The 23,767-nt window shown below is 73.4% G+C and carries 18 protein-coding genes, 3 tRNA genes and 1 pseudogene; 15 read left to right on the forward strand and 7 right to left on the reverse strand.

What is annotated here, in order from left to right; genetic code table 11:
• The first annotated feature begins 200 nt into the window (after positions 1–200).
• The 6 genes from ACIGXW_RS23985 (at position 201) to ACIGXW_RS24010 (ending at position 4,923) form a co-directional block, all read left to right on the forward strand.
• Positions 201–521, forward strand: coding sequence for a hypothetical protein (locus ACIGXW_RS23985; protein WP_071964831.1), 321 nt, complete (start codon positions 201–203; stop codon positions 519–521).
• A gap of 274 nt (positions 522–795) precedes the next feature.
• On the forward strand, positions 796–1,731 hold the full coding sequence (locus tag ACIGXW_RS23990) for a bifunctional MaoC family dehydratase N-terminal/OB-fold nucleic acid binding domain-containing protein (RefSeq protein WP_399575120.1): 936 nt from the start codon (positions 796–798) through the stop codon (positions 1,729–1,731).
• Complete coding sequence (locus ACIGXW_RS23995; protein ID WP_399574948.1) at positions 1,728–2,159, forward strand: MaoC/PaaZ C-terminal domain-containing protein; 432 nt, start codon at positions 1,728–1,730, stop codon at positions 2,157–2,159. Before ACIGXW_RS23990 ends, ACIGXW_RS23995 begins: the two co-directional genes overlap by 4 nt.
• On the forward strand, positions 2,156–3,322 hold the full coding sequence (locus tag ACIGXW_RS24000; RefSeq protein WP_071964833.1) for a lipid-transfer protein: 1,167 nt from the start codon (positions 2,156–2,158) through the stop codon (positions 3,320–3,322). Before ACIGXW_RS23995 ends, ACIGXW_RS24000 begins: the two co-directional genes overlap by 4 nt.
• Before the next feature lie 54 nt (positions 3,323–3,376).
• The gene (locus ACIGXW_RS24005; RefSeq protein WP_071964835.1) at positions 3,377–4,201 is read left to right on the forward strand and encodes a glycoside hydrolase domain-containing protein; all 825 of its coding nucleotides are present in this window, start codon (positions 3,377–3,379) and stop codon (positions 4,199–4,201) included.
• Positions 4,202–4,380: 179 nt separating this feature from the next.
• A complete protein-coding gene (locus ACIGXW_RS24010) occupies positions 4,381–4,923 on the forward strand; it encodes a SigE family RNA polymerase sigma factor (RefSeq protein ID WP_071964836.1) in 543 nt (180 codons plus the stop codon).
• A 27-nt stretch (positions 4,924–4,950) separates the two neighbouring features.
• On the opposite strand, the gene ACIGXW_RS24015 is transcribed toward ACIGXW_RS24010, so the two are convergent.
• Positions 4,951–6,603: a long-chain fatty acid--CoA ligase gene (locus ACIGXW_RS24015; protein WP_399574950.1), complete on the reverse strand. Its 1,653-nt coding sequence runs from the start codon at positions 6,601–6,603 to the stop codon at positions 4,951–4,953.
• A gap of 407 nt (positions 6,604–7,010) precedes the next feature.
• Between ACIGXW_RS24015 and ACIGXW_RS24020 the strand changes: the two genes are divergently transcribed.
• Positions 7,011–8,855 (forward strand): asparagine synthase-related protein, encoded by a 1,845-nt coding sequence (locus ACIGXW_RS24020; RefSeq protein WP_399574951.1) that lies wholly within the window; start codon positions 7,011–7,013, stop codon positions 8,853–8,855.
• Here ACIGXW_RS24020 and ACIGXW_RS24025 read toward each other — a convergent pair.
• The gene (locus tag ACIGXW_RS24025; protein WP_399574952.1) at positions 8,852–10,105 is read right to left on the reverse strand and encodes an MFS transporter; all 1,254 of its coding nucleotides are present in this window, start codon (positions 10,103–10,105) and stop codon (positions 8,852–8,854) included. The two genes, ACIGXW_RS24020 and ACIGXW_RS24025, sit on opposite strands and share 4 nt — an antisense overlap.
• A 101-nt stretch (positions 10,106–10,206) precedes the next feature.
• Here ACIGXW_RS24025 and ACIGXW_RS24030 point away from each other — a divergent pair, with 101 nt between their 5' ends.
• Positions 10,207–10,818, forward strand: a complete 612-nt coding sequence (locus ACIGXW_RS24030) for a TetR family transcriptional regulator (protein WP_071964841.1) — start codon at positions 10,207–10,209, stop codon at positions 10,816–10,818.
• Here the strand turns inward: ACIGXW_RS24030 and ACIGXW_RS24035 are convergent.
• Positions 10,815–15,401 carry a PAS domain-containing protein gene (locus ACIGXW_RS24035; RefSeq protein ID WP_399574953.1) on the reverse strand — a complete coding sequence of 1,529 codons (4,587 nt, stop codon included), beginning with the start codon at positions 15,399–15,401 and terminating at the stop codon, positions 10,815–10,817. The genes ACIGXW_RS24030 and ACIGXW_RS24035 overlap by 4 nt on opposite strands.
• A 212-nt stretch (positions 15,402–15,613) precedes the next feature.
• Entirely contained in the window at positions 15,614–16,081 is a 468-nt protein-coding gene (locus ACIGXW_RS24040) for an SSI family serine proteinase inhibitor (protein ID WP_071964845.1), read from the reverse strand.
• Positions 16,082–16,299: 218 nt separating this feature from the next.
• Between ACIGXW_RS24040 and ACIGXW_RS24045 the strand changes: the two genes are divergently transcribed.
• From ACIGXW_RS24045 to ACIGXW_RS24055, 3 genes are all read left to right on the forward strand, one after another.
• A tRNA-Ser gene (locus tag ACIGXW_RS24045) sits at positions 16,300–16,390 on the forward strand.
• 207 nt (positions 16,391–16,597) lie between these two features.
• Positions 16,598–16,670, forward strand: a tRNA-Arg gene (locus ACIGXW_RS24050).
• A gap of 27 nt (positions 16,671–16,697) precedes the next feature.
• Positions 16,698–16,771, forward strand: a tRNA-Met gene (locus ACIGXW_RS24055).
• Positions 16,772–16,830: 59 nt separating this feature from the next.
• Here the strand turns inward: ACIGXW_RS24055 and ACIGXW_RS24060 are convergent.
• Positions 16,831–17,709 (reverse strand): LLM class F420-dependent oxidoreductase, encoded by an 879-nt coding sequence (locus ACIGXW_RS24060; protein WP_071964847.1) that lies wholly within the window; start codon positions 17,707–17,709, stop codon positions 16,831–16,833.
• Positions 17,710–17,845: 136 nt separating this feature from the next.
• Between ACIGXW_RS24060 and ACIGXW_RS24065 the strand changes: the two genes are divergently transcribed.
• The 3 genes from ACIGXW_RS24065 (at position 17,846) to ACIGXW_RS24075 (ending at position 21,060) form a co-directional block, all read left to right on the forward strand.
• Complete coding sequence (locus tag ACIGXW_RS24065) at positions 17,846–18,595, forward strand: response regulator transcription factor (protein WP_399574954.1); 750 nt, start codon at positions 17,846–17,848, stop codon at positions 18,593–18,595.
• Between the two features lie 78 nt (positions 18,596–18,673).
• Positions 18,674–20,182, forward strand: a complete 1,509-nt coding sequence (locus tag ACIGXW_RS24070) for an MFS transporter (RefSeq protein ID WP_399574955.1) — start codon at positions 18,674–18,676, stop codon at positions 20,180–20,182.
• Positions 20,183–20,265: 83 nt separating this feature from the next.
• Positions 20,266–21,060 (forward strand): TetR/AcrR family transcriptional regulator, encoded by a 795-nt coding sequence (locus tag ACIGXW_RS24075; protein ID WP_399574956.1) that lies wholly within the window; start codon positions 20,266–20,268, stop codon positions 21,058–21,060.
• Here the strand turns inward: ACIGXW_RS24075 and ACIGXW_RS24080 are convergent.
• A pseudogene (locus ACIGXW_RS24080) lies at positions 21,057–22,848 on the reverse strand (MDR family MFS transporter). The gene ACIGXW_RS24075 and the pseudogene ACIGXW_RS24080 sit on opposite strands and share 4 nt — an antisense overlap.
• Positions 22,849–22,873: 25 nt before the next feature.
• The gene (locus ACIGXW_RS24085) at positions 22,874–23,359 is read right to left on the reverse strand and encodes a MarR family transcriptional regulator (protein ID WP_071964852.1); all 486 of its coding nucleotides are present in this window, start codon (positions 23,357–23,359) and stop codon (positions 22,874–22,876) included.
• A gap of 182 nt (positions 23,360–23,541) precedes the next feature.
• Here ACIGXW_RS24085 and ACIGXW_RS24090 point away from each other — a divergent pair, with 182 nt between their 5' ends.
• Positions 23,542–23,760, forward strand: coding sequence for a hypothetical protein (locus ACIGXW_RS24090; RefSeq protein ID WP_071964853.1), 219 nt, complete (start codon positions 23,542–23,544; stop codon positions 23,758–23,760).
• The last annotated feature ends 7 nt before the right edge of the window (positions 23,761–23,767 follow it).

Here is a 23,767-nt window from a genome sequence, read left to right on the forward strand (position 1 = left end):
GGGCCGATACGCGGCTTTTTGGTGAGGTGGGGGTTTAATCACGGGGTGTCATGCTTGCGAGGGAATGAGGACAGCCTGGGGGTTCGGTGGAGATTCGGTGGGCAAATCTGGAGGCGCGACGTCGAAACAAGCCAGCGCCGGGGCGGTCGGCCAACCACCCGGCAAGGTCCCGTAGTTCCTGTTCCTGTGGAGGAATTGACATGGCAAGCACCCGCACTGCCGCCCGCGTCTTCGCCGCCCTCGTGGCTCTCCCGATGGCCGCCCTCTTCTTCGCCGGCACCGCTCAGGCCGACGACGGGGGCCAGCTGGCCAACCGCGGTTCCAACGCGGCCGCCGCCGGGGTCGTGGGGAGTGGCGTCGGGGGAAGCAACCACGGCAACAGCACGACCACCCAGCAGCAGGCCAACGGCCCCGGCGCCTCGAACCAGGCGAACACAGCGAGCGTCAACGGATCCGGCCATCACGGGCACACCGCGATCCAGCAGGAGAACGTGCGGATCACCTTCACCAACATCTGGTGACCCGGGAGGGCTCCCGGGGGTGACACCGGGAGCTCGCCCGGCGCCCCCCGCCCCCCGGGGTGACACAGGGTGATGTGGTGAGAGTTGGACAGGGTCTGTATGAACCGCGCGGCGGCACTCCGGTGCCGCCGCGCGGTCGTTCGCGCTCCCGGGCACGGCACCTTGACAGCCCCGACTCACCTGACGGACAGTCAGATAGGTGAGCGACCAGAGCGCCCAGAGCGAGTCGCAGCCCGAGCAGCGGTCCGAGTCGCAGTCCCGGCAACGGCCCGAGCTGCCGTACGAGCGGCTCAAGGCGTACGAAGGCCGCCCGGCCGTCTCCGGCCGTGGCCCGGACCCCGTCAACGTCCCCATGATCAGGCACTGGTGCGAGGCCATGGGCCACACCGGCCCGGACCGCGCGGGCGCGGACCCCGTCGCCCCGGCCACCATGCTCCAGGCCTGGACGCTGGGCGGCCTCTCCGGCGGCGCGGCCAAGCGGTCACGTGCGTACGAGGAGCTGCTGGCCCTGCTCGAGGGGGCCGGTTGTACCGCCGTCGTCGCGACCGACTGCGAGCAGGAGTATCTCCGGCCGCTGCGGCCCGGGGACGTGATCACCTTCGAGGAGGTGATCGAGTCCGTCTCGCCCCGCAAGACGACGGCGCTCGGCACCGGTCACTTCCTCACCACGCGGACCGAGATCAGGGCCGGTGGCGAGCTCGCCGGCATCCACCGCTTCCGGGTGCTGAGGTACGCGCCGCGCCCCCGGGCCACCGCGCCCCCGGACCCCGCTCCCGCCCCACGGCGCCCCCGCCCCGTGATCAACCGCGACAACGCCGGCTTCTGGGACGGCGTCGCGGCCCACCGGCTGCTCATCCAGCGCTGCGGGGGCTGCGGAAAGCTGCGTTTCCCCTGGTTGCCGGGGTGCGGGGACTGCGGGTCCGCGCGCTGGTCGGCCGTCGAGGCGGGCGGCGCCGGCACGGTCTTCTCGTACGTCGTGATGCACCACCCGCCGTTCCCGGCCTTCGAGCCGCCCTATGCCGTCGGGTTGATCGAACTCGCCGAGGGCGTACGGATGATCAGTAATGTCATCGGCGTGGAGCCGGAGCGGGTCCGCGTCGGGATGCCGGTCTCGCTGGAGTTCGTCCGCGTGGACGAGGACCTGGAGCTGCCGTTCTTCCGTGCGCGGGAAGCGGGCGGCGCCGAGGTCGCGAACGGGACCGGATCATGACGGCCCTCCCGCGCCCCGGCGAGGCGCTGCCCGCCCTCACCGTCCCCGTCACGCGCACGCTCATCGTCGCCGGCGCCCTCGCCTCCCGCGACTACCAGGACGTGCACCACGACGCCGAGGCGGCCCGGGCCAAGGGGGCCCCGGACATCTTCATGAACATCCTCACCACCAATGGCCTCGTCGGCCGCTACGTCACCGATTACGTCGCCGATCGCTTCGGCCCCGACGCCGTGCTGCGCAAGGTCGCCATCCGCCTGGGGGTGCCCAACTACCCGGGCGACACCCTCGTTTTGACCGGAACAATTAACTCCGTATGTGCGGACGAACGCATCGCCGAAGTCGGCATCACCGGCACCAACAGCCTCGGCCATCACGTCACGGGCACCGTCACCGTGGCCCTTCCCCGTCGCCCCGAGGAGGGCGCGTGAGCACCCGGCGCCCGGACGCCCTGGGCGGCAGGGCCGCCGTCGTCGGCATCGGGGCCACCGCCTTCACCAAGGACTCCGGCCGCAGCGAGCTCGCCCTGGCCGCCGAGGCCGTGCGGGCCGCCCTCGCGGACGCCGGGCTGGGCCCCGGCGACGTCGACGGCATGGTCACCTTCAGCATGGACACCAGCCCCGAGATCACGCTGGCCCGTGCGGTCGGCATCGGGGAGCTGTCCTTCTTCTCCCGCGTCCATTACGGCGGCGGTGCGGCCTGCGCCACCGTCCAGCAGGCGGCCCTCGCCGTCGCGACCGGGGTCGCCGAGGTCGTCGTCTGCTACCGCGCCTTCAACGAGCGCTCCGGGCGTCGCTTCGGCGCCGGGGTGCAGCACCGGCAACCGTCCGCCGAGGGGGTCGCGCTCGGCTGGGTGCTGCCCTTCGGTCTGCTCACCCCCGCCTCCTGGGTGGCCATGACCGCCCGCCGCTACCTCCACGCGTACGGGCTGACGCCCGAGGTGTTCGGCCACGTCGCGGTCGCCGGCCGGCGGCACGCGGCCCGCAATCCGGCCGCCCACTTCCACGGCAGGCCCATCACCCTCGCCGACCACGCGGCCTCCCGCTGGATCGCCGAGCCGCTGCGGCTGCTGGACTGCTGCCAGGAGACCGACGGGGGCCAGGCGCTCGTCGTCACCTCCCTCGAGAGGGCCCGTACGCTGCCGCACCCGCCCGCCGTGATCACCGCCGCCGCGCAGGGCGCCGCCCGGGGCCAGGAGCAGATGACCGGCTTCTACGGCGACGAACCGGCCGGACTGCCCGAGGCGGGCGTCGTCGCCCGGCAACTGTGGGCGGGCAGCGGACTGCGGCCGGCGGACGTCGACGCGGCGATCCTCTACGACCACTTCACGCCCTACGTACTTCTGCAACTGGAGGAGTTCGGCTTCTGCGGGCCCGGCGAGGGCGGCGCCTTCGTGGCGGCGGACGCGCTGCCGCTGAACACCCACGGCGGGCAGCTGGGGGAGGCCTATCTGCACGGCATGAACGGCGTCGCGGAGGCGGTCCGGCTGCTGCGCGGCACCTCGGTCAACCAGGTGCCGGGCGCCCGGCACGTGCTCGTCACCGCCGGGACGGGTGTTCCCACCTCGGGGCTGATTCTCGGCGCAGACGGATGAAACCAGGGCGTGTCGGAGCAGAAGGGTGGTCTTCGGGCCCCTTGACTCGGCCGTATGCACCGACGGAGAAAGATCATCGGATATCTCGTCGCCCTGATGGCGGCGCTGGCCCAGGTGGTCGCCCACGCCGTACCCGTGACGGCGGCACCGGCCGCCGGTCCCAGCATCTACCGGGGCCGCGGCTTCGACACCTGCCAGGCTCCGCCGCTGACCACCCTCAGCGCGTGGGGAGCGACCTCCGGCTACGGAGCCGTCGGCGTCTACTACGGCGGCCGGGCCCGCGCCTGCCCGAAGCAGAAGTACCTCAGCAAGAGGTGGCTGACCGGCGCCCGTGACCTGGGCTGGCGGATCCTGCCCGTCTTCGTCGGCTCCCAGTCGCCCTGCGTCCGCGCCAGCTCCAAGGCCGGCTACCCCATCGGCGACGACCCCGACGGCCAGGGCACCGACGAGGGCCGCGACGCCGTCCGCAGCGCCTCCGCGCTGGGCATCGCGGCCGGCAGCCCGCTCTACCTCGACATGGAGGCGTACGACTACGCCGACTACGACTGCGCCGACATCACCCTGTCCTTCATCCAGTCCTGGAGCCGCACCGTCAGCCGCCACGGCTACCTGCCCGGCTTCTACAGCAGCGCCGAGTCGGGCGTGCGGCACATGGAACTCGCCCGGCGGGCCGGCGTGGGCAACCTGCCGGAGATCCTGTGGTTCGCCCGCTGGCGGCTGCCCGCCTCCACGGAGAGCGAGCAGGTGCTCTCCGCCGCGGCCTGGCATCCGCACCGCCGCATCCACCAGTACGCGGGCAACGTGACCGAGACCCACGGCAGCCGGAAGCTGACCATCGACCGCAATCTCGTCGACGCGCCGGTGGCCGTCATCCAGTGACGGACGCCGTCGCACGGCACCCGGCCGGCACCCGCACCGGCGCACGACCCCTCAGACCACCCCTGGGGGGTCTCCCCCTCCAGGAGGTGGGCCCGTCCTTCCGGGTACGACCTGAGGGGGACCGTTCTTCGGCACCTCCGGCCGATCCGCAGCTATGCGCGCGCTCATAGCGTGGAGACATGACAGCTACTACGACGCCTGTGTGCACCCGCGCATCCACCGCCGCCGTGTACCCGTCGTTCTCTTCGTACGTACGGGTCCGGGGCGCGGTGCTGCAGCGCACCGCACGTTCACTGACCTCGAACCCGTGCGATGCCGAGGATCTGCTGCAGACGGCGCTCACCAAGACGTACCTGGCCTGGGACCGCATAGAGGACCACCGCGCCCTCGACGGCTACGTCCGGAGGGCGCTGGTGAACACGCGCACCTCGCAGTGGCGCAAGCGCAGGGTCGACGAGTTCCCCTGCGAGGAGCTGCCCGAGCGCGAGGAGAGCCCCGCCGCCGACCCCGCCGAGCAGCAGGCGCTGCGCGACGCGATGTGGCGCGCGGTGCGCCGGCTGCCGGAGCGGCAGCGGGCCATGGTCGTCCTCAGGTATTACGAGGACATGACCGAGGTGCAGACCGCCGAGCTCCTCGGGGTCTCCGTCGGCACGGTCAAGAGCGCGGTCTCCCGCGCGCTGGGCAAGCTCCGCGAGGACCCGGAACTGGCCGCGGCGGCGTAGCGTGCGCCGGGCCGCGGCCCGCTCCCGTCAGCCGAGCGTGGTGACGACCAGGTCGCCGTCCGCGTACTGCCTGCGCAGCACCTTCTTGTCGAACTTGCCCACCGAGGTCTTCGGCACGGACGGGACGAGCGCCCAGCGCTCCGGCAGCTGCCAGCGGGCGATGCGCTCGCCGAGGAAGCCGCGCAGGCCCTCGTAGTCGACGGCCGATCCGTTCCTGAGCACGACCACGGCCAGCGGCCGCTCGCCCCACTTGTCGTCCGGTACGGCCACGACGGCGGCCTCGGCGACCTGCGGGTGGGCCATCAGGTGGTTCTCCAGCTCGACCGAGGAGATCCACTCGCCGCCCGACTTGATGACGTCCTTCGCCCGGTCGGTGAGGGTGAGGAAGCCGTCCGGGGAGATCGTGCCGACGTCGCCCGTGCGCAGCCAGCCGTCCGGGCTGAACTTGTCCGCCGGGCGCTCGGGCTCCCCGCCCGCGCCACCGTGGTACGCGCCCGCGATCCAGGGGCCGCGGACCTCCAGCTCACCGGCCGACTCGCCGTCCCAGGGCAGGACGTCCCCGCCCGGCCCGACCAGCCGCGCCTCGACCCCGGCGGGCATGCGGCCCTGCGTGACGCGGTACGGCCACGCCTCCTCGGCGCTCAGCCCGGCCGGGGGGAAGGCCACGGAGCCCAGCGGCGAGGTCTCGGTCATGCCCCAGGCCTGGACGAGTGTGACGCCGTGCCGCTCCTCGAACGCCTTCATCAGCGAGGGCGGGCACGCCGAACCGCCGCTGATCACGGTGCGCAGCGAGGACATGTCGCGGGGCTTGGCGTCGAGTTCGGCCAGCAGCCCCTGCCAGATCGTCGGCACGCCGGCCGTCACGGTCGGGCGCTCGGACTCGATCATCTCGGCGAGCGGCGCGGGCTGCAGGAAGCGGTCCGGCATCAGCAGCGACGTGCCCGCCATGAACGCGGCGTGCGGCAGGCCCCAGGCGTTGACGTGGAACATCGGCACGACGGGCAGGCAGATCTCCGCGGGGGTCAGCCCGAAGGACGCCCCGGCGTTGACCTCCATCGCGTGCAGGTATATCGAACGGTGGCTGTAGACCACGCCCTTGGGGTCGCCGGTGGTGCCGGAGGTGTAGCACAGGGCGGCGGCCTGGCGCTCGTCGAGTTCGGGCCAGGGGTAGTGGTCGGCGGGGTGGCCCGCGATGAGCTCGTCGTACTCGTGCACCTGCGGGTGGGCGCCGGCCAGCGCGGACCGGTCGCCGGGGCCGGAGACCACGACGTGCTCCACGCAGTCCAGGTGCGGCAGCAGCGGCGCGAGCAGCGGCAGCAGGGAGCCGTTGACGATGACGACGCGGTCGGCGGCGTGCTTGACGATCCAGGCGAGCTGCTCGGGGGGCAGCCGGAGGTTGAGGGTGTGCAGCACCGCGCCCATGGAGGGGACGGCGAGGTAGGCCTCCACATGGTCGGCGTTGTTCCACATGAGGGTGGCCACGGGCTCGCCCTCGGCGACCCCCAGGCCCCGCAGGGCGTGGGCGAGTTGCGTGGCCCGGCCCCCGATCGCCGCGAAGCTGCGCCGGTGGGGCGCGCCCTCGCCTGTCCAGGTCGTGACCTGAGCGCTGCCGTGGACCCTCGACCCGTGGGCCAGGATTCGCGAGACGGTCAGCGGTACGTCCTGCATTGTGCTCTGCACCGGGGGCCTCCCCATTCTGCGCGTCGTTACGCGAGGGTAGTTCCCGGTGATTCTGCTGACGTATCCGTCGGTAAGTCACTACCCGGAGGAAACGAGTCCGCCACAATTGGCGGCACAATTCGGGGACGTGCACGCTGCGGGGCACGAGGGAACGGTCGCGGGGCGCGTGCGCCGGGGGGCGCACGCGGGTAGGCATGGTGCGAGACGAGACTCCGGGCGCCTGCGGCGACCGTTGCACTGCGTTCGCGTGACTACTTACCGTTATCGAAGTGCGGTGCCTTCGTCGTGCCGCCCGGAGCGGAAGGACCCCCATGGAGCTGCGCGCGGACACGACAGCGGAACGGGGCCGGGGTGCCGACGACCACGCCGCGCCGGCCTTCTGTCCGGCCGGCTGAGGGGCGCCGCCCATGTCCGCCGACATGGCGTTCGTCGTCCTGCCCGACAGCGACGCGGGCCGCGCCGCCCTCGCCCGCGCGGCCGCGCCCGGCCCGGAGCGGATCCCCCATGCCTCGGGCCGCCCCTGGCTCGTGGGCCACTGGCCCGCCGACGCGATGACCGTGGGCGCGGCGGGGCGGACCCGCCTCGTGGTGGCCGGGTTCTGCCCCGTCGCCCCCGCCGAACTGCACGCCGAGGCGGCGCGGTTGACCGATGTCGCCGGCCTCGACGACCTCGCCCGCAGGCTGCGCGGCAGCGCGCATCTGATCGCCTCGGTGGGAGGGCGGGTCCGGGTGCAGGGCGGCATCGCGGGCGTGTGCTGCGTCTACCGCGCGCGGCTGGCGGGCGTGACGGTCGCCGCCGACCGCCCCGACACCCTCGCCGCCATGACCGGCGCGCACGTCGACGAGCGGCTGCTCGCCCTGCGGCTGCTCAGACCGTGCGTCCCGCACCCGCTGCGGGAGCGGGCGCTGTGGCGCGGCGTGGACGCCGTCCCGCCCGGCAGCCATCTGGTGATCGAGCCCGACGGCACGGCGCGCACGGCCCGCTGGTGGCAGCCGCCCGAGCCGGTACAGCCCCTCCAGCAGGGCGCGTCGGCGGTCAGGGAAGCCCTCACCGATGCCGTGCGGTCCCGGATCCGTGCGACGGACGGCGTGGTCAGCACCGACCTCTCCGGAGGCATGGACTCCGGCATCCTGGCCCAGCTGGCCGCCACCCCGGACCGCCGGCTGGTCACCGTGCGCCGACCCCGGCCGGCAGCCGGCGGCGACGACGCGCTGTGGGCCCGCCGCATCGCCGACGGGCTGCCGCACGCCGAACACCTGCTGCCCGCCTACGGTCAGGTGCCGACCCTCTACGCCGAACTGGACCGGGGCACGGGCGTCCTGCCCGCCGAACCCGCCCACTGGATCAGGGACGCCGCCCGCTTCGTCGACAGCGCCCGGCGGGTGGCCGCCCAGGGCTCGCGGCTGCACTTGTGCGGTTACGGCGGGGACGAGCTGTTCTCCCCGTCCTCCTCCTATCTGCACACCCTCGCCCGGTCGCGGCCGCTGACGGCCGTGCGGCACATCCGCGACCGCCGCGCCCTCAAGCACTGGCCGCTCGCGGCCACCTGGCGGGCCGTCACGGACTCCAAGGACTTCCCGGCCTGGCTCACCCACAGCGCGGGGCGCCTGACGGCCGCGCCGCCGCGGCCCTTCCGCCCCCAGCTGGGCTGGACGCCCGAGCTCCGGATGCCCGCCTGGGTGACCGCCGACGCCGCCTACACCACCTGCGAACTGCTCACCGACGCCTCGTACGAACCGCTGGCCCCCGACCGCGGCACCCACCGGACGCTGGAGGCCATCCGCCAGGCCGGGGCCGCCGTCGCCTACGCGACGCGCCTCATGGCCGCGCACGGCGTGCGGCTGGCCGCCCCCTATCTGGACGACCGGGTGATCGAGGCCGCCCTCGCGGTACGCCCCGACGAGCGCGGTACGCCGCAGCGCTACAAACCCCTGCTCGCCGAGGCGATGCGCGGCATCGTCCCCGACGACCTCCTCGGCCGCGCCACCAAGGTCCGCCCCTACGGCGAGGACGTCATGGACGGCTTCCGCCGCCACCGCCCCGCCCTGCTCGCCCTCTTCGACGGCTCCGAACTGTCCCGGCTCGGCCTCGTCGACGACGCCGCCGTACGCGCCGAGCTGAGCGCCCCGCACCCCACGGCCGCCCCGCTGCTCGCCCTCGAACCGACCCTGGCCTGCGAGGTGTGGCTGCGCACGCCGGCCGTCGCCAGGAGCGAGCCCGGCGCGGTCATGCGCGCCCTGCCCAGTGGCTAGGCGCGGTGCGTGCGCGCGGAGAGGGCTCCGCCGGCCCAGCCGAGCAGCACCCAGGCCGCGGCGATGACGCAGACGCCGTTCCAGCCCCAGTGGCCGAAGGCCGGGCCCGCCAGGGCGGAGGCGGCGGCGCCGTTGAGGAAGCCGCAGACGACGTAGGCGGTGTTGGCGGCGGCGGGCTTGGCGGTGGCCGCCAGGGCGCCGGTCTGGTTGGCGACCTGACCGGCCATCAGGCCCGCGTGGATGAGGACGGCGCCGGCGCACAGGGCCCACAGGGCGTGCCCGCCCAGCCAGAAGAGGGGGACCGAAACGGCCGTCAGCGCGTAGGCGGTGGTGATCACGCGGCCGGGGCCGAGGCGGTCGATGAGGCTGCCGGAGACCGGGGCGACGACGGTGGAGACGAGGCCGAAGAGGCCGAAGAGGCCCGCCGTGCCGGGGGAGAGGTGGTAGGACCCGGACGTCGTCGTCAGGAGCAGGGTGAGCGTCGTCCACAGGGCGCTCCAGGCGCCGAAGAGGCCGCCCTGGCGCAGACAGGCGGTGCGCAGTGCGGGGGAGGAGGCGAGGAGGCCCGGCAGCCCGGCGATGGCCTTGAGCGGGTTGGCGCCGCCGCGCGGCCGGGTTTCGGCGGGCAGCAGGACGGCGGTGAGCAGGCCGACCGCGACCGTCAGGGCCGCGCCGCCGAAGAAGACCGCGCGCCAGCCGAACGCCTGGCCCGCGAGCCCGCCGACCACGCGTGCCGCGACGATGCCGGTGAACAGCCCGGCCACCACCGCGGCCACATGCCGGCCCCGCCGGTCGGCGGGCGCGCGCTCGGCGACGAACGGTACGAGCAGCTGCGGCACGACCGTGGCGGCGCAGGCCACCAGCACGGCCGCGGCCAGGGCGGGCAGCCCGGGGGCGAGCGCGGCGGCGACCAGGGCTGCGCCGGCGACTGCGGACAGGATGCCGACGAGGCGGCGGCGGTCGGCGGTGTCACCGAGCGGAGCGAAGATCAACAGGCCGGCCGCATAGCCGAGCTGGGCCACGGAGGCGATCCAGCCGGCCGCGGAGGCCGAGACGCCGAAGTCGCGGGCGATGAGGCCCAGGAGGGGGGCGGCGAGGTAGATGTTCGCCGCGGTGACCGCCGTGCAGAGGGCGATCACGGAGAGCAGGGCGCCGTCGCCCAGGCCGCGCGGGGCGGATTCGGGGGCGGGCGGGGTGTCGGTGCCGGGGCGTATGGAGGGAGGTGCGTCGTGGTGGGCGGTGTGGGTCATGGGTGTGCGGGTCCCCCTGCGTCTTACAACCAACTGGTTGGTTGAATCTTGCAAGCGCCCTGCACCTGCTGTCAACCAAATAGTTGGTTACGCTGGGTGGCATGGCATCAGTCAGGGATCCCGAGGCCACCAAGGCCCGCATCTTCGAGGCGGCCACCGCCGAGTTCGCCCGCTACGGCATCGCCGGCGCCCGCGTCGACCGCATCGCCCGCGAGGCCCGGGCGAACAAGCAGCTGATCTATGCCTACTTCGGCAACAAGGCCGAGCTCTTCTCACAGGTGCTCGAGAAGCGCCTCATGGAGCTGGCCGTCGCCTACCCCGTCGACGCCGAGGACGTCGACGGCTGGATCGACCGCCTCATGGACTACCACGCGGCCAACCCCGAACTGATCAGGCTGGTCTTCTGGGAGGGCCTGGAGTACGGCACCGGCGGCATCCCTCACGAGGAGGAGCGCCGGCGCCACTACGCCCGCAAGGTCGAGGCCTTCGCCGAGGCCCAGGACAAGGGCGTCATCGACTCCCGCATCCCCGCGCCCGACCTGCTCTTCATGCTGACCGCCCTGGCGTCGTGGTCGACCGTGCAGCCGCACATGCGGCGGATCCTCATCGGCGACACCGACGAGGACGACGCCCGGCTGCGCGCGTCCGTGCGCACGGCGGCCCTCCGCCTGACGGGGCGGGACACGGGTCCCGCCCCGGACGCCTCCGCCTAGTTGGTGCCGATCTTCGCCAGCAGGTCCACGATGCGGCCCTGCACCTCCGCGCTCGTCGAGCGCTCCGCGAGGAAGAGGACCGTCTCGCCGGAGGCCAGCCGCGGCAGCTGGGTCGCGTCGAGGTCGGCTGAGGTGTAGACGACCAGCGGCGTGCGGTTCAGCGCGCCGTTGCAGCGCAGCCAGTCGACGATGCCGGCGCGGCGGCGGCGCACCTGCATCAGGTCCATGACGACCAGGTTGGGGCGCGTCTGCGCGGCGAGCGTCACCGCCTCCGCGTCCGTCGCCCCGCACACGACGTGCATGCCGCGCCGCTCCAGCGTGGCCGTCAGCGCGTTCGCGATCGGCTCGTGCTCCTCGATCAGCAGCACGCGGGGCGGGTGCATCTCGCTGTCACGCGGCGCGAGGGCCTTGAGCAGTACGGCCGGGTCGGCGCCGTACGCCGCCTCCCGCGTCGCGTGCCCCAGGCCCGCCGTCACCAGCACCGGGACCTCGGCCGCGACCGCCGCCTCGCGCAACGACTGCAGCGCGGTACGGGTGATCGGGCCGGTCAGCGGGTCGACGAACAGGGCGGCCGGGTACGCGGCGATCTGCGCGTTCACCTCTTCGCGCGAGTGCACGATCACCGGGCGGTAGCCGCGCTCGGTCAGCGCCTGTTCCGTGGACGCGTCCGGTGCCGGCCAGACCAGCAGCCGGCGCGGGTTGTCCAGCGGCTCGGGCGGCAACTCGTCGTCCATCGGCGGACGCACGGCCTCCACGACCTCGACCGCACCGTTCGGTCCGTCGAGCGGCTCGGGCCCCTCGGCACCTTCGTCCGGTGCCCCTATGGCGAAGGCACGGCCTTCGGGGCGCGCGGCGCTGCCGGGGGTGGCGGCCGGTGCCGGTGCCGGCGTTGCCGGGGGCGTGGCCGTGGCGGGCGCGCCGACGGGGCGCGCCTGCGCCGCCTGGGCCTGCGCTGCCTGTGCCTGCGCCTGGGCCTCGCGTTCGCCGTCGGAGGGGTTCGCCAGCTTCCGGCGGCGGCCGGACCCGGGGGAGGGGGTCCCGTTCGGCGGGGTCTCGCCCGTGCCGGGCCCCTGCCCCAAGGGCCGCACACTGATCGCCCGCGCGGCGGGCGCCGCCTCGGCCCCACCCTGCCGGCCGGCCGCCCCCGGCTCCTCCGCGAGCGCGCGCCGCGCCCGACGACGCCCGGTGGGCGCCGGCGCGACCTGCGCCGCCTCGCCCTCGCCACCACCGGCGACGACCGCCTGCGGCTGCGCCACGGGCTCACCCTCGGCGGGCTTCGCGGAACGGTCCGCGTCAGCGACGTTGCCGCCGCGAGGACCGGGCAGTCCCTCGGGGGAACCGGAAGCGTTGGGTCCCTGCTGTCCGGGTGCGCCCTGGCCGGCGGGGCCGTCGCCCGGGATGCCTTCCGGGCCGTACGGGCCGGAAGGGCTGGGGCCTTGTGCCGCGGGGCCGTCGGAACCGGGGGTGCCGGCGGCGGCGTGGACCGCGGGACTGGCGGTGCCGCCACCCGGGATGCCTTCGGGCCCGTACGGGCCGGAGGCGTTCGGGGCTTGTGCGGTGGTGCCGTCGGGGTGGACGGGGCCGGGTGCGTTCGTGCCCTGCTGCGCGGGCGCGCCGTGCCCGGCGGTGCCGGGCATGCCCTCCGGGCCGTACGGGCCCTGGGCCGCGGGGCCGTCGAGGTTGACGGGGCCGCCCGCCGCTTCCGGCCCGTACGGGCCCTGCCCTGCAGGGCCGCTCCGGCCCGCGCGGCCGCTCGGCATGGCCGCAGGGGTGTTCGGCCCCTGTGCTGCTGCGTGGTTGCCCTGGCCGGCGCTGCCGCCCGGCATGCCTTCCGGGTTGAACTGCGCGGGTGCGTCGGGCCTCTGCTGTGCGGGTGCGCCCCGCCCCGTGCCGCCGCCCGGCATGCCCTCCGGGCTGAAGGGTGCGGGTGCGTTCGCGCCTTGCTGTCCGGGTGCGCCCCGGCCGGCGGAGCCGCCCGGCATGGCCGCGGGGCCCTGGCCCGCGCTCCCGCCCGGCATGCCCTCCGGGCTGAAGGGTGCGGGTGCGTTCGTGCCTTGCTGACCCGGTGCGCCCCGGCCGGCGGAGCTGCCCGGCACGGCCCCCGGGCCGTTCGGTCCCTGTGCCGCCGCGTGGTTGCCCTGGCCGGCGCCGCTGCCCGGCATGCCCTCCGGCCCAAAAGAGCCGGGCACGTTCGTGCCCTGCTGACCCGGTGCGCCCCGCCCCGCGCTCCCGCCCGGCATGCCTTCCGGGCTGAAGGGCGCGGGTGCGTCAGGTCCCTGCTGTCCGGGTGCGCCCTGGCCCGTGCGGCCGCCCTGCATGGTCTCCAGGCTGAAGGGCGCGGGTGCGTCGGGCCCCTGTACCCGGGTGCCCGGCATGCCCTCCTGGCCGTACGGGCCCGCAGTGGGCTCGGGCGGCGGGGTGGTGGCGTCGTGGGTGCCGGTCGGCTGTTCGGGGGCCGACGGGTTGGGGCGGGGGCGGGGGGTCTGGGGTGGGACGGAGGCCGCGTCGGGGGCCGGGGCCGGCTTGCGGTCGGCTTCGGCCGGGGGCAGGGCGAACGCCGTGCGGGGAGCGGACGGTTCGTCGGTGGCCTGGCCAGGGATCTGGTGCTCCGGCACCGCTTCCGCGACGCCGCGCCGCGCACGGCGCCCCGTCGGCTCGGCGGGGCGGTCCGTCTCCCCCGGCGGCAGGGCGAACGCGGTGCGCGGGGCCTCGGCCGCCGCCGTCTCCGTCGCTCCGCGGCGCGCCCGGCGCCCGGTCGGCGTGCTCGTGGCCTGCGAGGGGACCAGGCCGCCCGGGCCCGGGCGGTCACCCGGGCCGTCGGCGGAGTCCTCCGCGCGGGCCGGACCCCGGCGCCGCCCCGTCGGCTGCGGCGCCGCAGAGGTGTCGGCGGCCGCGGCCGCCTCCGGCTTCTCGGGGGCCTCGGCCGTCGCCGTCTCCGTCGCTCCACGGCGCGCCCGCCGGCCGCCGCCGGCAGGGGTGTCCGGGGTGGGAGCCTCGTCGCCGGCCGGGTCGGGGTTCATGCCCCGGCCGCGCTGCGTCGGCATCGGCATGACGGTCGTCAGATTCTCCGTGTCGGGCCCGCGCTGCTGCGCGGAGGCCGGCACCGGGCCGGCGTCGGCCGAGACCGGCACCTCCAGGACGTACGCCTTGCCGCCCGACGCACCCGGCAGGTCGTGCGTCTGCAGCACGCCGCCGTGGCGGCGGACGATGCCGCGCACCAGGGGGCCGTGCACCGGGTCACCGCCCGGGTAGGGGCCGCGCACCTCGACGCGGACGACCTCCCCGCGCTGGGCCGCCGCCACGACGATCGTCGAGTCGCCGACGGCGGTGGCCGGACCGGAGGCGGACGTGGCGGCGGACGGGGAACCGGTGGAGTCGACGCCGGCGACGTCCGCGATCAGGTGCGCCAGCGCCTGGGCGAACCGCTCCGCGTCCACCTCGGCCTCGATCGCCGGGGCGTGCACGGCGAACTGCGCCCGGCCGGGGCCGATCAGCTCGACCGCGCCCTCGACGCCCGCCGCGACGACCTCGTCGAGCGCGACCTTCTCCCGTACGAGCTTGTCCTGCCCGGCGTCCAGCCGCTGATAGGCCAGCACATTGTCGACAAGCGTGGTCATCCGGGCATAACCGGCGGCCAGATGGTGCAGGATCTGGTTGGCCTCGGGCCACAGCTGCCCGGCCGGGTCGTCGGCCAGGGTGCCGAGTTCGGCGCGGAGTTGGTCCAGGGGGCCGCGCAGGGACTCGTCCAGAACCGCCATCAGCTGCGCGTGGCGCGCGGCGAGGGCGTCGTAGGGGCGCCGGTCGGTGAAGGTCATCACGGCGCCGACGAGCTGGTCGCCGTCGCGCACGGGCGCGGTCGTCAGGTCGACCGGCACCGCGCGCCCGTCCTTGGCCCACAGCACCTGCCCGCGCACCCGGTGCTTGCGCCCGGAGCGCAGGGTGTCGGCGATGGGCGACTCCTCGTACGGGAAGGGCGTGCCGTCCGCGCGCGAGTGGTGGATGAGAGGGTGCAGCTCGCGGCCGCCGAGGTCGCTCGCGCGGTAGCCGAGGATCTGCGCGGCGGAGGGGTTGACGAGGACGACCTTGCCGGCGGTGTCGACGCCGACCACGCCCTCCGCCGCCGCGCGCAGGATCATCTCGGTCTGGCGCTGGGAGCGGGCGAGTTCGGCCTCGGTGTCGAGCGTGCCGGTCAGGTCGCGGACCACGAGCATGAGCAGCTCGTCGTCGTAGGAGGCGTGCGGCTCGGCGTACGGGGTGCGGCCGTCGAGGTTGGCGCTGGTCACCTCGACGGGGAACTGGGTGCCGTCCGTGCGCCGGGCGATCATCCGCGTGGGCTTGGTGCGCCCGCCGTCCGGCTCGTCCCGCAGCCGCAGCCCACCGGGGATGCGCCGCGAGTCGAACTCCGGCAGCAGATCGAGCAGACCGCGCCCGACGAGACCGGTGCCCGGCACCTCGAACGTCTCGAGCGCGATGTGGTTGGCGTTGACGACCGTGCCGTTGCAGTTGACGAGCAACAGGGCATCGGGCAGGGCGTCGAGTATGGCTGCGAGGCGAGCAGCGCCTCGGGATGGCCTGCTGCTCACGACGACGCTTCCTCCCTGGTTACCGCACCTTGCCGACCGCTCCGGGCGGTTTTGTACCGCCTCGGGGCTGTCATTGAGGGGAAGTCTACGGGCTGCCGTTGCGTGCGCTACTGCGGATGACACGTGTGCCGGGCCCCGTCACGGGGCCTCTTGCGGGCGTCTCGGGCAGGCCGGACATGCCCCTCGTGTCCGCCTTCGTGGTGACCTTCTGGTCAGCCCTGACCGGTTTCCACGGTCGTTTTCTTCGGCGAGCCCTTCGACTCCCCGAACACGGTGGAGAACTTGTTCCACCGTGCGGTCTCGCACCCGTTGGTCCGGTTGAAGTCGGCGTTCACCGGCCGGCCGGCCCAGGTTCCGGAGATGTGCGCCCGCTCCGGTCCGCCGTAGAGCATGGTGCACAGCTGGCCCTCGGGAACCGGCGCGAAGAGGTCCGTGCCCCACTTCATATGACTGTCGAGCTGGTCGCAGGCCGCCTGGGCCTGGGGGTGGGTGCCGCCCGTCGGGTGGCAGTACAGCTCGTACGTGCCGTCGTGGGCGCCGGTGTCCGTGATGGTGACCGTGAGGTGGTCGCCGCCGCGGTCCGCGCCGTCGAGCGGGATCGGGGCCGCGGTGGCGGCGGCGGAGGCGGCCAGCAGCGGGGCGGCCAGCGCGGCGGCCAGGGCGAGACGGCGGAGCGGCATGCGAATACTCCTGAGGTGCGAGCGGTACGGGGGCCGGGCGGCCGGGCTTCCGGCCAAACCCCTCGTCCGAACTAACGCGCCGGGGCGTTTCGCGTTGCGCGTCGGTAAGGCCTTTGCCCGAGGCACCTGTCTCCCGGTACCGTAGGCTGCGATTGGTGGCGAGCCGCAAGGCTGTGTCATCATCTGCACGCGACACCCGCGCCTGCGCGGTTGTAGCTGGAGGCGTCGCCTAGTCCGGTCTATGGCGCCGCACTGCTAATGCGGTTTGGGCCTTAAAGCCCATCGAGGGTTCAAATCCCTCCGCCTCCGCAGTCGCCGGAAGCCCCGGTCGTCCTCGTGACGACCGGGGCTTTCTGTTTTCCCGGGATCTTGTCCGGCGATCTTCGCCCGGGAGGCCATCCGGGGCTGTTTTCGCAGGTCAGGTGGGGTGCGGCTAATGGATTTCGTCTGGCGGCGAGGTTCATGTAATGTTGTCCACGCAACGCCGACCGGCAAGAAAGTCCGCCGGAAAGCCGAGCGCTCGTAGCTTAACGGATAGAGCACTTGACTACGGATCAAGAGGTTGCAGGTTCGAATCCTGCCGAGCGCACAGCCGAGAGTTTCGACTCTCGACCGTCGCGGGGTGGAGCAGCTCGGTAGCTCGCTGGGCTCATAACCCAGAGGTCGCAGGTTCAAATCCTGTCCCCGCTACTAAGACCGCAGGCCCGGTACCACTGGTACCGGGCCTGCGGCGTTTCCGGGGCGCGGTCCTACAGCGGCAGGGCCTGGGCCAGCTCGCGCCACTCGGGGCGGGCGAGGGTGCGGGCCTGCTGTCGGCCGTGCGGCAGGACGACCTGGACGGCGAGGTGGTCGGCGCCGGCCGCGAGGAACTCATTGACGCGGGCGCGGACCGCAGTGTCGTCGCCGAGGGCGAAGAGGGCGTCCACGAGCCGGTCGCTGCCGCCGTCCTCGAAGTCCTCCTCCGTGAAGCCGAGCCGGAGCAGGTTGTTGGTGTAGTTCGGCAGCGGCAGGTAGATGGCGAGGAATTCGCGGGCCGTGCGGCGGGCGCGGGACGGGTCGGTGTCGAGGACGACCTTCACCTCGGGGGCGAGGAAGGCGTCCGGCCCCAGCAGTTCGCGGGCCTTCGCGGTGTGCTCGGCGGTGACGAGGTAGGGGATCGCCCCGGCCGCGCGCTCGGCGGCGAGCCGGACCATCTTCGGCCCGAGCGCGGCCAGCACGCGCTGCCCGGCGGGCAGCGGGACGGGGGCGTCGTCCAGCGCCGTCAGATACGCCTGCATCGCGGAGTACGGGCGGGCGTACTGCTCGGCCAGCGCGGTGTGGCTCACGCCCAGGCCGAGGACGAAGCGCTCGCGCAGGCCGGGGGCGAGGGCGGCGTACTGGGCCGCGACGTCGGCCGCCTCGTGCTGCCAGATGCTGAGGATGCTGGTGCCCACGGCGACCCGGTCGGTGGCCGCCAGGACGTGGGCGGCCTGGGCCATGCTGGGGTTGCCGCCGATCCACAGGGCCGAGTAGCCGAGCTCGTCCAACTCCGCCGCCGCGTCGGCGATTTCGCCGAGCCGCGTGGGGTCGTCCGTGCGGAGGCCCGCGCTCCATAGGCCGATCGTGCCGAGGTGTGTGGTGAGTGCCATGATCCAAACAACCGGAGGGTTCATCCGGTTATTCCGCTGTCCGGCGCCTCGCGCCGGGTCGTCCGGGCGGCGATTCTCAGGCGATTCACAGGCGCGGGAAAGACCCCTCTCACCCTTCCTCCGCACCATCGTCACCATGACGACCACCGCCTCGCCCGAAGGGCGCACCCGACCGCCGCACGACGACACGGGCGCCGTGCGCGTACTGGTCGTCGGCGACGAGGCCCCCCTCGCCGGCCTGCTCTCCCTCGCCCTGCGCTCCGAGGGCTGGGAGGTGCGGTCGGCCGCCGACGGCGACGAAGCGGTCCGCCGCGCACGGGACTTCCGGCCGGACGCCGTCGTCCTGGACGTGGGGCTCCCCGGCATGGACGGGCTGGCGGTACTGGGCCGGCTGCGGCACGACCGGCCCGACGTGCCGGTGCTCTTCCTCGCCGCCAGGGATGCCGACGGGGACCGCATCGCCGGGCTCACCGCGGGCGGCGACGACTGCGTCGCCAAGCCGTTCGGTCTGGAGGAGGTCGTCGCCCGGCTGCGCGGGCTGCTGCGCAGGTCCCGGACGCCCGCGCCGTGTGCCGGCTCCGTGCTGACCGTGGGGGACCTGGTCCTGGACGAGGACAGCCGTGAGGTCTTCAGGGGCGGGGAGGAGATCCGCCTCACCGCCACCGAGTTCGAGCTGCTGCGCTTCCTGATGCGCAATCCGCGCCGCGTGCTCAGCAAGCCGCAGATCCTCGACCGGGTGTGGTCGTACGACTTCGGCGGACAGGTCAACGTCGTCGAGCTCTACATCTCCTACCTGCGCCGGAAGGTCGACGCCGGACGGCCGCCGATGATCCACACCCGGCGGGGGGCCGGCTACCTCCTCAAGCCCGCGACAGCCGGAAAGTAATGGCGCTTGTACGGCGTATAGCTGTTCCTGTACGGTGTAGAACGCAATCAGCCGTACACCGTACAAGGGGGCCCTCTCATGACGTCGACGACCACGGACTCACCGCCCGACACCGCCGCCGAGCCGCACCGCCATCCCACGCGCTGGCTGGTCCTCGCCGTCATCTGCCTCGCCCAGCTCACCGTGCTGCTGGACAACACCGTCCTCACGGTCGCCATCCCCTCCCTCACCGAGGACCTGGGCGCCGCGACCTCCGACATCCAGTGGATGATCAACGCCTATTCGCTGGTGCAGGCGGGCCTGCTGCTCACCGCGGGCAGCGCCGCCGACCGCTACGGGCGCAAGAAGCTGCTCGCGGCCGGCCTCGCCCTGTTCGGCATCGGCTCGCTCGCGGCGGCGCTCTCGCAGACCGCCGGCCAGCTGATCGCCGCCCGCGCGGGCATGGGCATCGGCGGCGCGCTGCTGATGACCACCACCCTGGCCGTCATCGTGCAGGTCTTCGACGCGGACGAGCGGCCCAAGGCCATCGGGCTCTGGGGTGCGGTCAGTTCGCTCGGCTTCGCCGCCGGGCCGCTCATCGGCGGCGCGCTGCTCAACCACTACTGGTGGGGCTCGATCTTCCTCATCAACCTGCCGGTCGCGCTGCTCGGCCTGCTGGCCGTGCTCAAGTGGGTGCCGGAGTCGAAGAACCCGTCGGGCGACCGGCCCGACCTGCTCGGCGCGCTGCTCTCCATGATCGGCATGACCGGCCTCGTCTTCGCGATCATCTCCGGCCCCGGCCACGGATGGACCTCCCAGCGGGTGCTGACCTCCGGCGCGGTCGGCCTGGTCACCCTGGCCTTCTTCGCCCTGTGGGAGCGCCGCTGCCCGTACCCGATGCTGGACATGCACTTCTTCCGCAACAGCCGCTTCGTCGGCGCGGTCTCCGGCGGCATCCTCGTCGCCTTCGGCATGGGCGGCTCGTTCTTCCTCCTCGGGCAGCACCTGCAGCTGGTCCTGCACTACGACCCGCTGGAGACCGGACTGCGCATGACGCCTCTGGCGCTGGTCATCGTCGTCCTCAACTTCACGGGCGTGGGCGCCCGGCTGCTGCCGAAGATCGGCACTCCCGGTGCCATCGTGGGCGGCATGGGCCTGCTGGCGGCGGGCCTGGCCTCGATCGCGGTGCTCGGCGCGGACGGCTACAGCGGCATGCTCCTGGGCCTCGTCCTCATGGGCGTCGGCATCGCCCTGTCGATGCCGGCCATGGCCAACGCGATCATGTCGGCGATCCCGCCGGAGAAGGCGGGCGTGGGCGCGGGCGTCAACGGCACGCTGCAGGAGTGCGGCAACGGACTCGGCGTCGCGGTGCTGGGCGCGGTCCTGAACTCGCGGTTCGCGGCGCTGCTGCCGGGCGTGGCGGCGGGTTCCCTGCCGGCGGCGCTGTCCCGGGCCCACACGGACGCGGAGCGCACGGAGATCTCGGACGCCTTCGCCTCCGGCGTCCAGGCCAGCCAGCTGGTCGGCGCGGGGGCCGTCATGGCGGGAGGCGTGCTGGCCGCGGTCCTGCTGTGGCGGGCGGAGCGGGCCGAGCGGGCCGGGAGCTGAGGCCGTCCGGGGGGCGGGGCCGTTGCCCCGCCCCCCTCTAGCATTTCGCATACGTACACAGCGGCGGAAAGAGAGAACGCACGATGGCAGGCACCCCGCACACGAGCGTGTGGCTGGCCGAGAAGGGGGAGGGGAAGGCCCCCAAGCGCAAGGCCGAGCCGGGGGGCGAGGGACTGGACCGGGACCGCATCGTCTCCACCACGGTCCGGCTGCTCGACGCCGACGGCCTGGCGAAGTTCTCCATGCGCCGCCTCGCCGCCGAGCTCGGCGTCACGGCCATGTCGGTCTACTGGTACGTCGACAACAAGGACGAGCTCCTCGAGCTGGCCCTGGACCGGGCGTCCGGTGACATGCGGACGCCCGACCTGTCCGACGAGAGCGCGGACTGGCGGGACCAGGTGCGGGAGCTGGCGACGGAGTACCGCAAGATGCTCGTCGCCCACCCCTGGGTGGCCCAGCTGGTGGGCAAGTACCTGAACATCGGCCCGCAGTCGATGGCCTTCGCCGACGCCGCGCTGAAGGTGGTGCAGCGCATCGGCGTCTCGCAGGACGGGACGACCGGGGTGCTCAACGTCGTCTTCCAGTTCGTCTACGGCTTCTCCACGATCGAGGTGCTCTTCAAGGAGCGCTGCCGGGCGGCCGGGATCACCGAGGACGAGTACTTCGCGCAGGTGATGGGCGTGGTCGCGAACCAGCCGGACTTCGCCGAGACGCACCGGGAGGCGGCCGAGCTCATGGAGGCGCGCATGACGAAGTCCGTCGCCGAGCAGCGGCAGCAGGACTTCGCGTACGCGCTGGAGATGATGATCGCCGGGATGGAGGTCATGCGTGACCGTTCCCGGGCCGGGGACGCCGCGGGCGCGCCCCCGCACGCTTAAGGCCCCGGTGGCGGTGCGCCGGCCGTCCCCTGCCGTTCGTGCGCACCCCCACCGGGGCCCAGGGTCCGGAACCGTCCATGCCGTTCAGGTTCCGGGCCGTCCGGCCGGGCAGCGCGACTCCGCTCGTAGCGCGCTGCCGGCCGGGGTTCGTCAGCCGGCCTGCCGAGCCGGCTCGGCGGCGTCCGTGGCCGCCGGGTCCGCGGAGGTGGCGGCCGCCGGGCCGCTGCCGCCCTTGAGGGCGACCTCCTTGATGAAGAGGGTCACGATGAAGGCGATCAGCGCGCACGGCGCGGCGTAGAGGAACACATCGCCGACCCCGTGCCCGTAGGCGCTCTCGACGACCGTGCGGATCGGCGCCGGCAGCGCGTCGAGGTCGGGGATGCCGCCCCCGCCCGTACCGCCGTGGCCCATCGCCGCCGCGGCCTTCGGGCCGAGCGCGGTGATGCCGTCCTTGACGTACTCGGGGACCCGGTTGGCGAGGACCGCGCCGAGCGCGGAGACGCCCACCGCGCCGCCGAGGGAGCGGAAGAAGGTCACGACGGAGCTGGCGGCGCCGAGGTCCTTCGGCTCGACCTGGTTCTGGGCGGCCAGCACGAGGTTCTGCATCATCATGCCGATGCCGAGACCCATGAGCGCCATGTAGATCGCCAGGTGCCAGTACGGGGTGTCGTACCGCATCGTGCCGAGCAGGCCCATGCCCGCGGTGACGAGGACGCCGCCGCTGAGCAGCCAGGCCTTCCAGCGGCCGGTCTTGGTGATGATCTGACCCGAGACGGTCGAGGAGACGAACAGGCCGGCGATCATCGGGATGGTCAGCACGCCGGACATCGTCGGCGACTCACCGCGCGCCAGCTGGAAGTACTGCGAGAAGAAGACCGTGCCGGCGAACATCGCGACGCCGACGAAGAGGCTCGCGAGCGAGGACAGGGCGATCGTCTTGTTGCGGAACAGCCGCAGCGGAATGATCGGTTCGGACGCCTTCGACTCCGTGAGGACGAAGAGCGCGGCGAGGAGCAGCGAGCCGCCGACCATGGCGCCGGTCTGCCAGGAGATCCAGTCGTAGTCCTTGCCCTTGCCGGCCCGGGTGACCCAGATCAGCAGCAGGGTGACGGAGGCGGTGATGAAGAACGCGCCCAGCCAGTCGACCTTGACCTTGCGCTTCACGACGGGCAGCTTCAGCGTCTTCTGCAGGACGACGAGCGCGATGATCGCGAACGGTACGCCGACGTAGAAGCACCAGCGCCAGCCGAGCCAGTCGGTGTCGGTGATGACGCCGCCCAGCAGCGGGCCGCCGACGGTGGCGACGGCGAAGGTCGCGCCGAGGTAGCCGCTGTAACGGCCGCGCTCACGCGGGGAGATCATCGCGGCCATGATGATCTGGGCGAGGGCGGAGAGGCCGCCGACGCCGATGCCCTGGAACACCCGGCAGGTGATCAGCATGCCGGTGTTCTGCGAGAGGCCGGCCACGACCGAGCCGGCCACGTAGATCACCAGGGCCAGCTGGACCAGCAGCTTCTTGCTGAAGAGGTCGGAGAGCTTGCCCCACAGCGGGGTGGACGCGGTCATCGCCAGGAGCGAGGCCGTGACGACCCAGGTGTAGGACGACTGGCTGCCGTGCAGATCGTGGATGATCTCCGGCAGCGCGTTGGAGACGATCGTCGAGGAGAGGATCGCCACGAACATGCCGAGGAGCAGGCCCGAGAGGGCCTCCATTATCTGGCGGTGCGTCATGGGTGCTGCGGTGTCTGTCGAGGCGTCCCGCACACCTGCCGGTGTGGTGTTGGCCATGGACTCCCTTTCTCGCTGCGGTACTTCAGGCGTGTGTACGGGTGGCGTGCTCGGCCGGGTGGTGCTGCGGCGCGAGGCGCGGTCGGCACTCGCCGAAGCTCTCGCGCAGGCGCGTCATCAGGCCGATGAGGTGGCCGACGTCGGCGTCGGACCAGTCCTGCAGGCAGGTCGCGAGCGCCTGGGTGTAGCGCGCCGAGACCTCCTCCAGCAGCGCCCCGCCGCTGGGGGTGAGGCTCAGCTGCCGCGACCGCTTGTCGAGCGGGTCGGGCTGCCGGTCGATCCAGCCGCGCTCGGCGGCGTACGCGACGTGCCGGCTGGTCACCGAGGCGTCGATGCCCAGCAGCTCGCCGAGCCGGCTCATCCGCATGTCGCCGTGCTGCTTGAGCAGGGCCAGCAGCATGGCGGTGGCGGGCGAGCAGTCCTGGGGGAGGGACCGGCTCAGGCCGCGCTTGACGGCGCCGAGGGCGCTGAGCTGCCGGGCCAGCTCTTCGTACTGCTCCTGTGCGGCCATGGGCTCGGCTCCTCGGATCCGAAAGGTTAGGTTGCTTCGGGCAACCATACGGACGTTTGGTTGCTGAAGGCAAACGAATAGCGCCCAAATCGGGTAAAGGAAGGCTCAAGCCTTGCCCGGCTGCCCGCAAAGCGGTGGCCCTGTGCACGGGAGGCCGGGGCGTTTCGCTAGGGTCCTGGCCCATGGCCAACCACCATCAGCAGAGCCCCGAAGGCAACTACGACCCTGCGGGCAGCACTCAGATGTTCCGCGCCTTCGTCGACGAGGGGGCGCCGGGCGGCGGGCGGTCCGCCGCGGCCGCGGGGCGCGGCCGCAAGTCCGGGCCGGGCGCCGGAGTGATCGTCGGTGTGGTCGTCGCGATCGCGGTGGTCGTGGGGGCCGTGCTCCTCGCGATGGCCTGACCGGTCG

Source organism: Streptomyces sp. NPDC053079, from assembly GCF_044546695.1.
In the GTDB taxonomy this organism is placed as follows: domain Bacteria; phylum Actinomycetota; class Actinomycetes; order Streptomycetales; family Streptomycetaceae; genus Streptomyces.

Bases quoted from the DNA above. Each gene is read 5' to 3' on its own strand.
- ACIGXW_RS24085 (WP_071964852.1), bottom strand. From the start codon at position 23,359: ATGGCCGCACAGGAGCAGTACGAAGAGCTGGCCCGGCAGCTCAGCGCC.
- ACIGXW_RS24025 (WP_399574952.1), bottom strand. From the start codon at position 10,105: ATGACCCACACCGCCCACCACGACGCACCTCCCTCCATACGCCCCGGC.
- ACIGXW_RS24060 (WP_071964847.1), bottom strand. From the start codon at position 17,709: ATGGCACTCACCACACACCTCGGCACGATCGGCCTATGGAGCGCGGGC.
- ACIGXW_RS24020 (WP_399574951.1), top strand. From the start codon at position 7,011: ATGTCCGCCGACATGGCGTTCGTCGTCCTGCCCGACAGCGACGCGGGC.
- ACIGXW_RS24070 (WP_399574955.1), top strand. From the start codon at position 18,674: ATGACGTCGACGACCACGGACTCACCGCCCGACACCGCCGCCGAGCCG.
- ACIGXW_RS23995 (WP_399574948.1), top strand. From the start codon at position 1,728: ATGACGGCCCTCCCGCGCCCCGGCGAGGCGCTGCCCGCCCTCACCGTC.
- ACIGXW_RS24090 (WP_071964853.1), top strand. From the start codon at position 23,542: ATGGCCAACCACCATCAGCAGAGCCCCGAAGGCAACTACGACCCTGCG.
- ACIGXW_RS24010 (WP_071964836.1), top strand. From the start codon at position 4,381: ATGACAGCTACTACGACGCCTGTGTGCACCCGCGCATCCACCGCCGCC.
- ACIGXW_RS24040 (WP_071964845.1), bottom strand. From the start codon at position 16,081: ATGCCGCTCCGCCGTCTCGCCCTGGCCGCCGCGCTGGCCGCCCCGCTG.
- ACIGXW_RS24075 (WP_399574956.1), top strand. From the start codon at position 20,266: ATGGCAGGCACCCCGCACACGAGCGTGTGGCTGGCCGAGAAGGGGGAG.
- ACIGXW_RS24030 (WP_071964841.1), top strand. From the start codon at position 10,207: ATGGCATCAGTCAGGGATCCCGAGGCCACCAAGGCCCGCATCTTCGAG.
- ACIGXW_RS24065 (WP_399574954.1), top strand. From the start codon at position 17,846: ATGACGACCACCGCCTCGCCCGAAGGGCGCACCCGACCGCCGCACGAC.
- ACIGXW_RS23985 (WP_071964831.1), top strand. From the start codon at position 201: ATGGCAAGCACCCGCACTGCCGCCCGCGTCTTCGCCGCCCTCGTGGCT.
- ACIGXW_RS24005 (WP_071964835.1), top strand. From the start codon at position 3,377: ATGCACCGACGGAGAAAGATCATCGGATATCTCGTCGCCCTGATGGCG.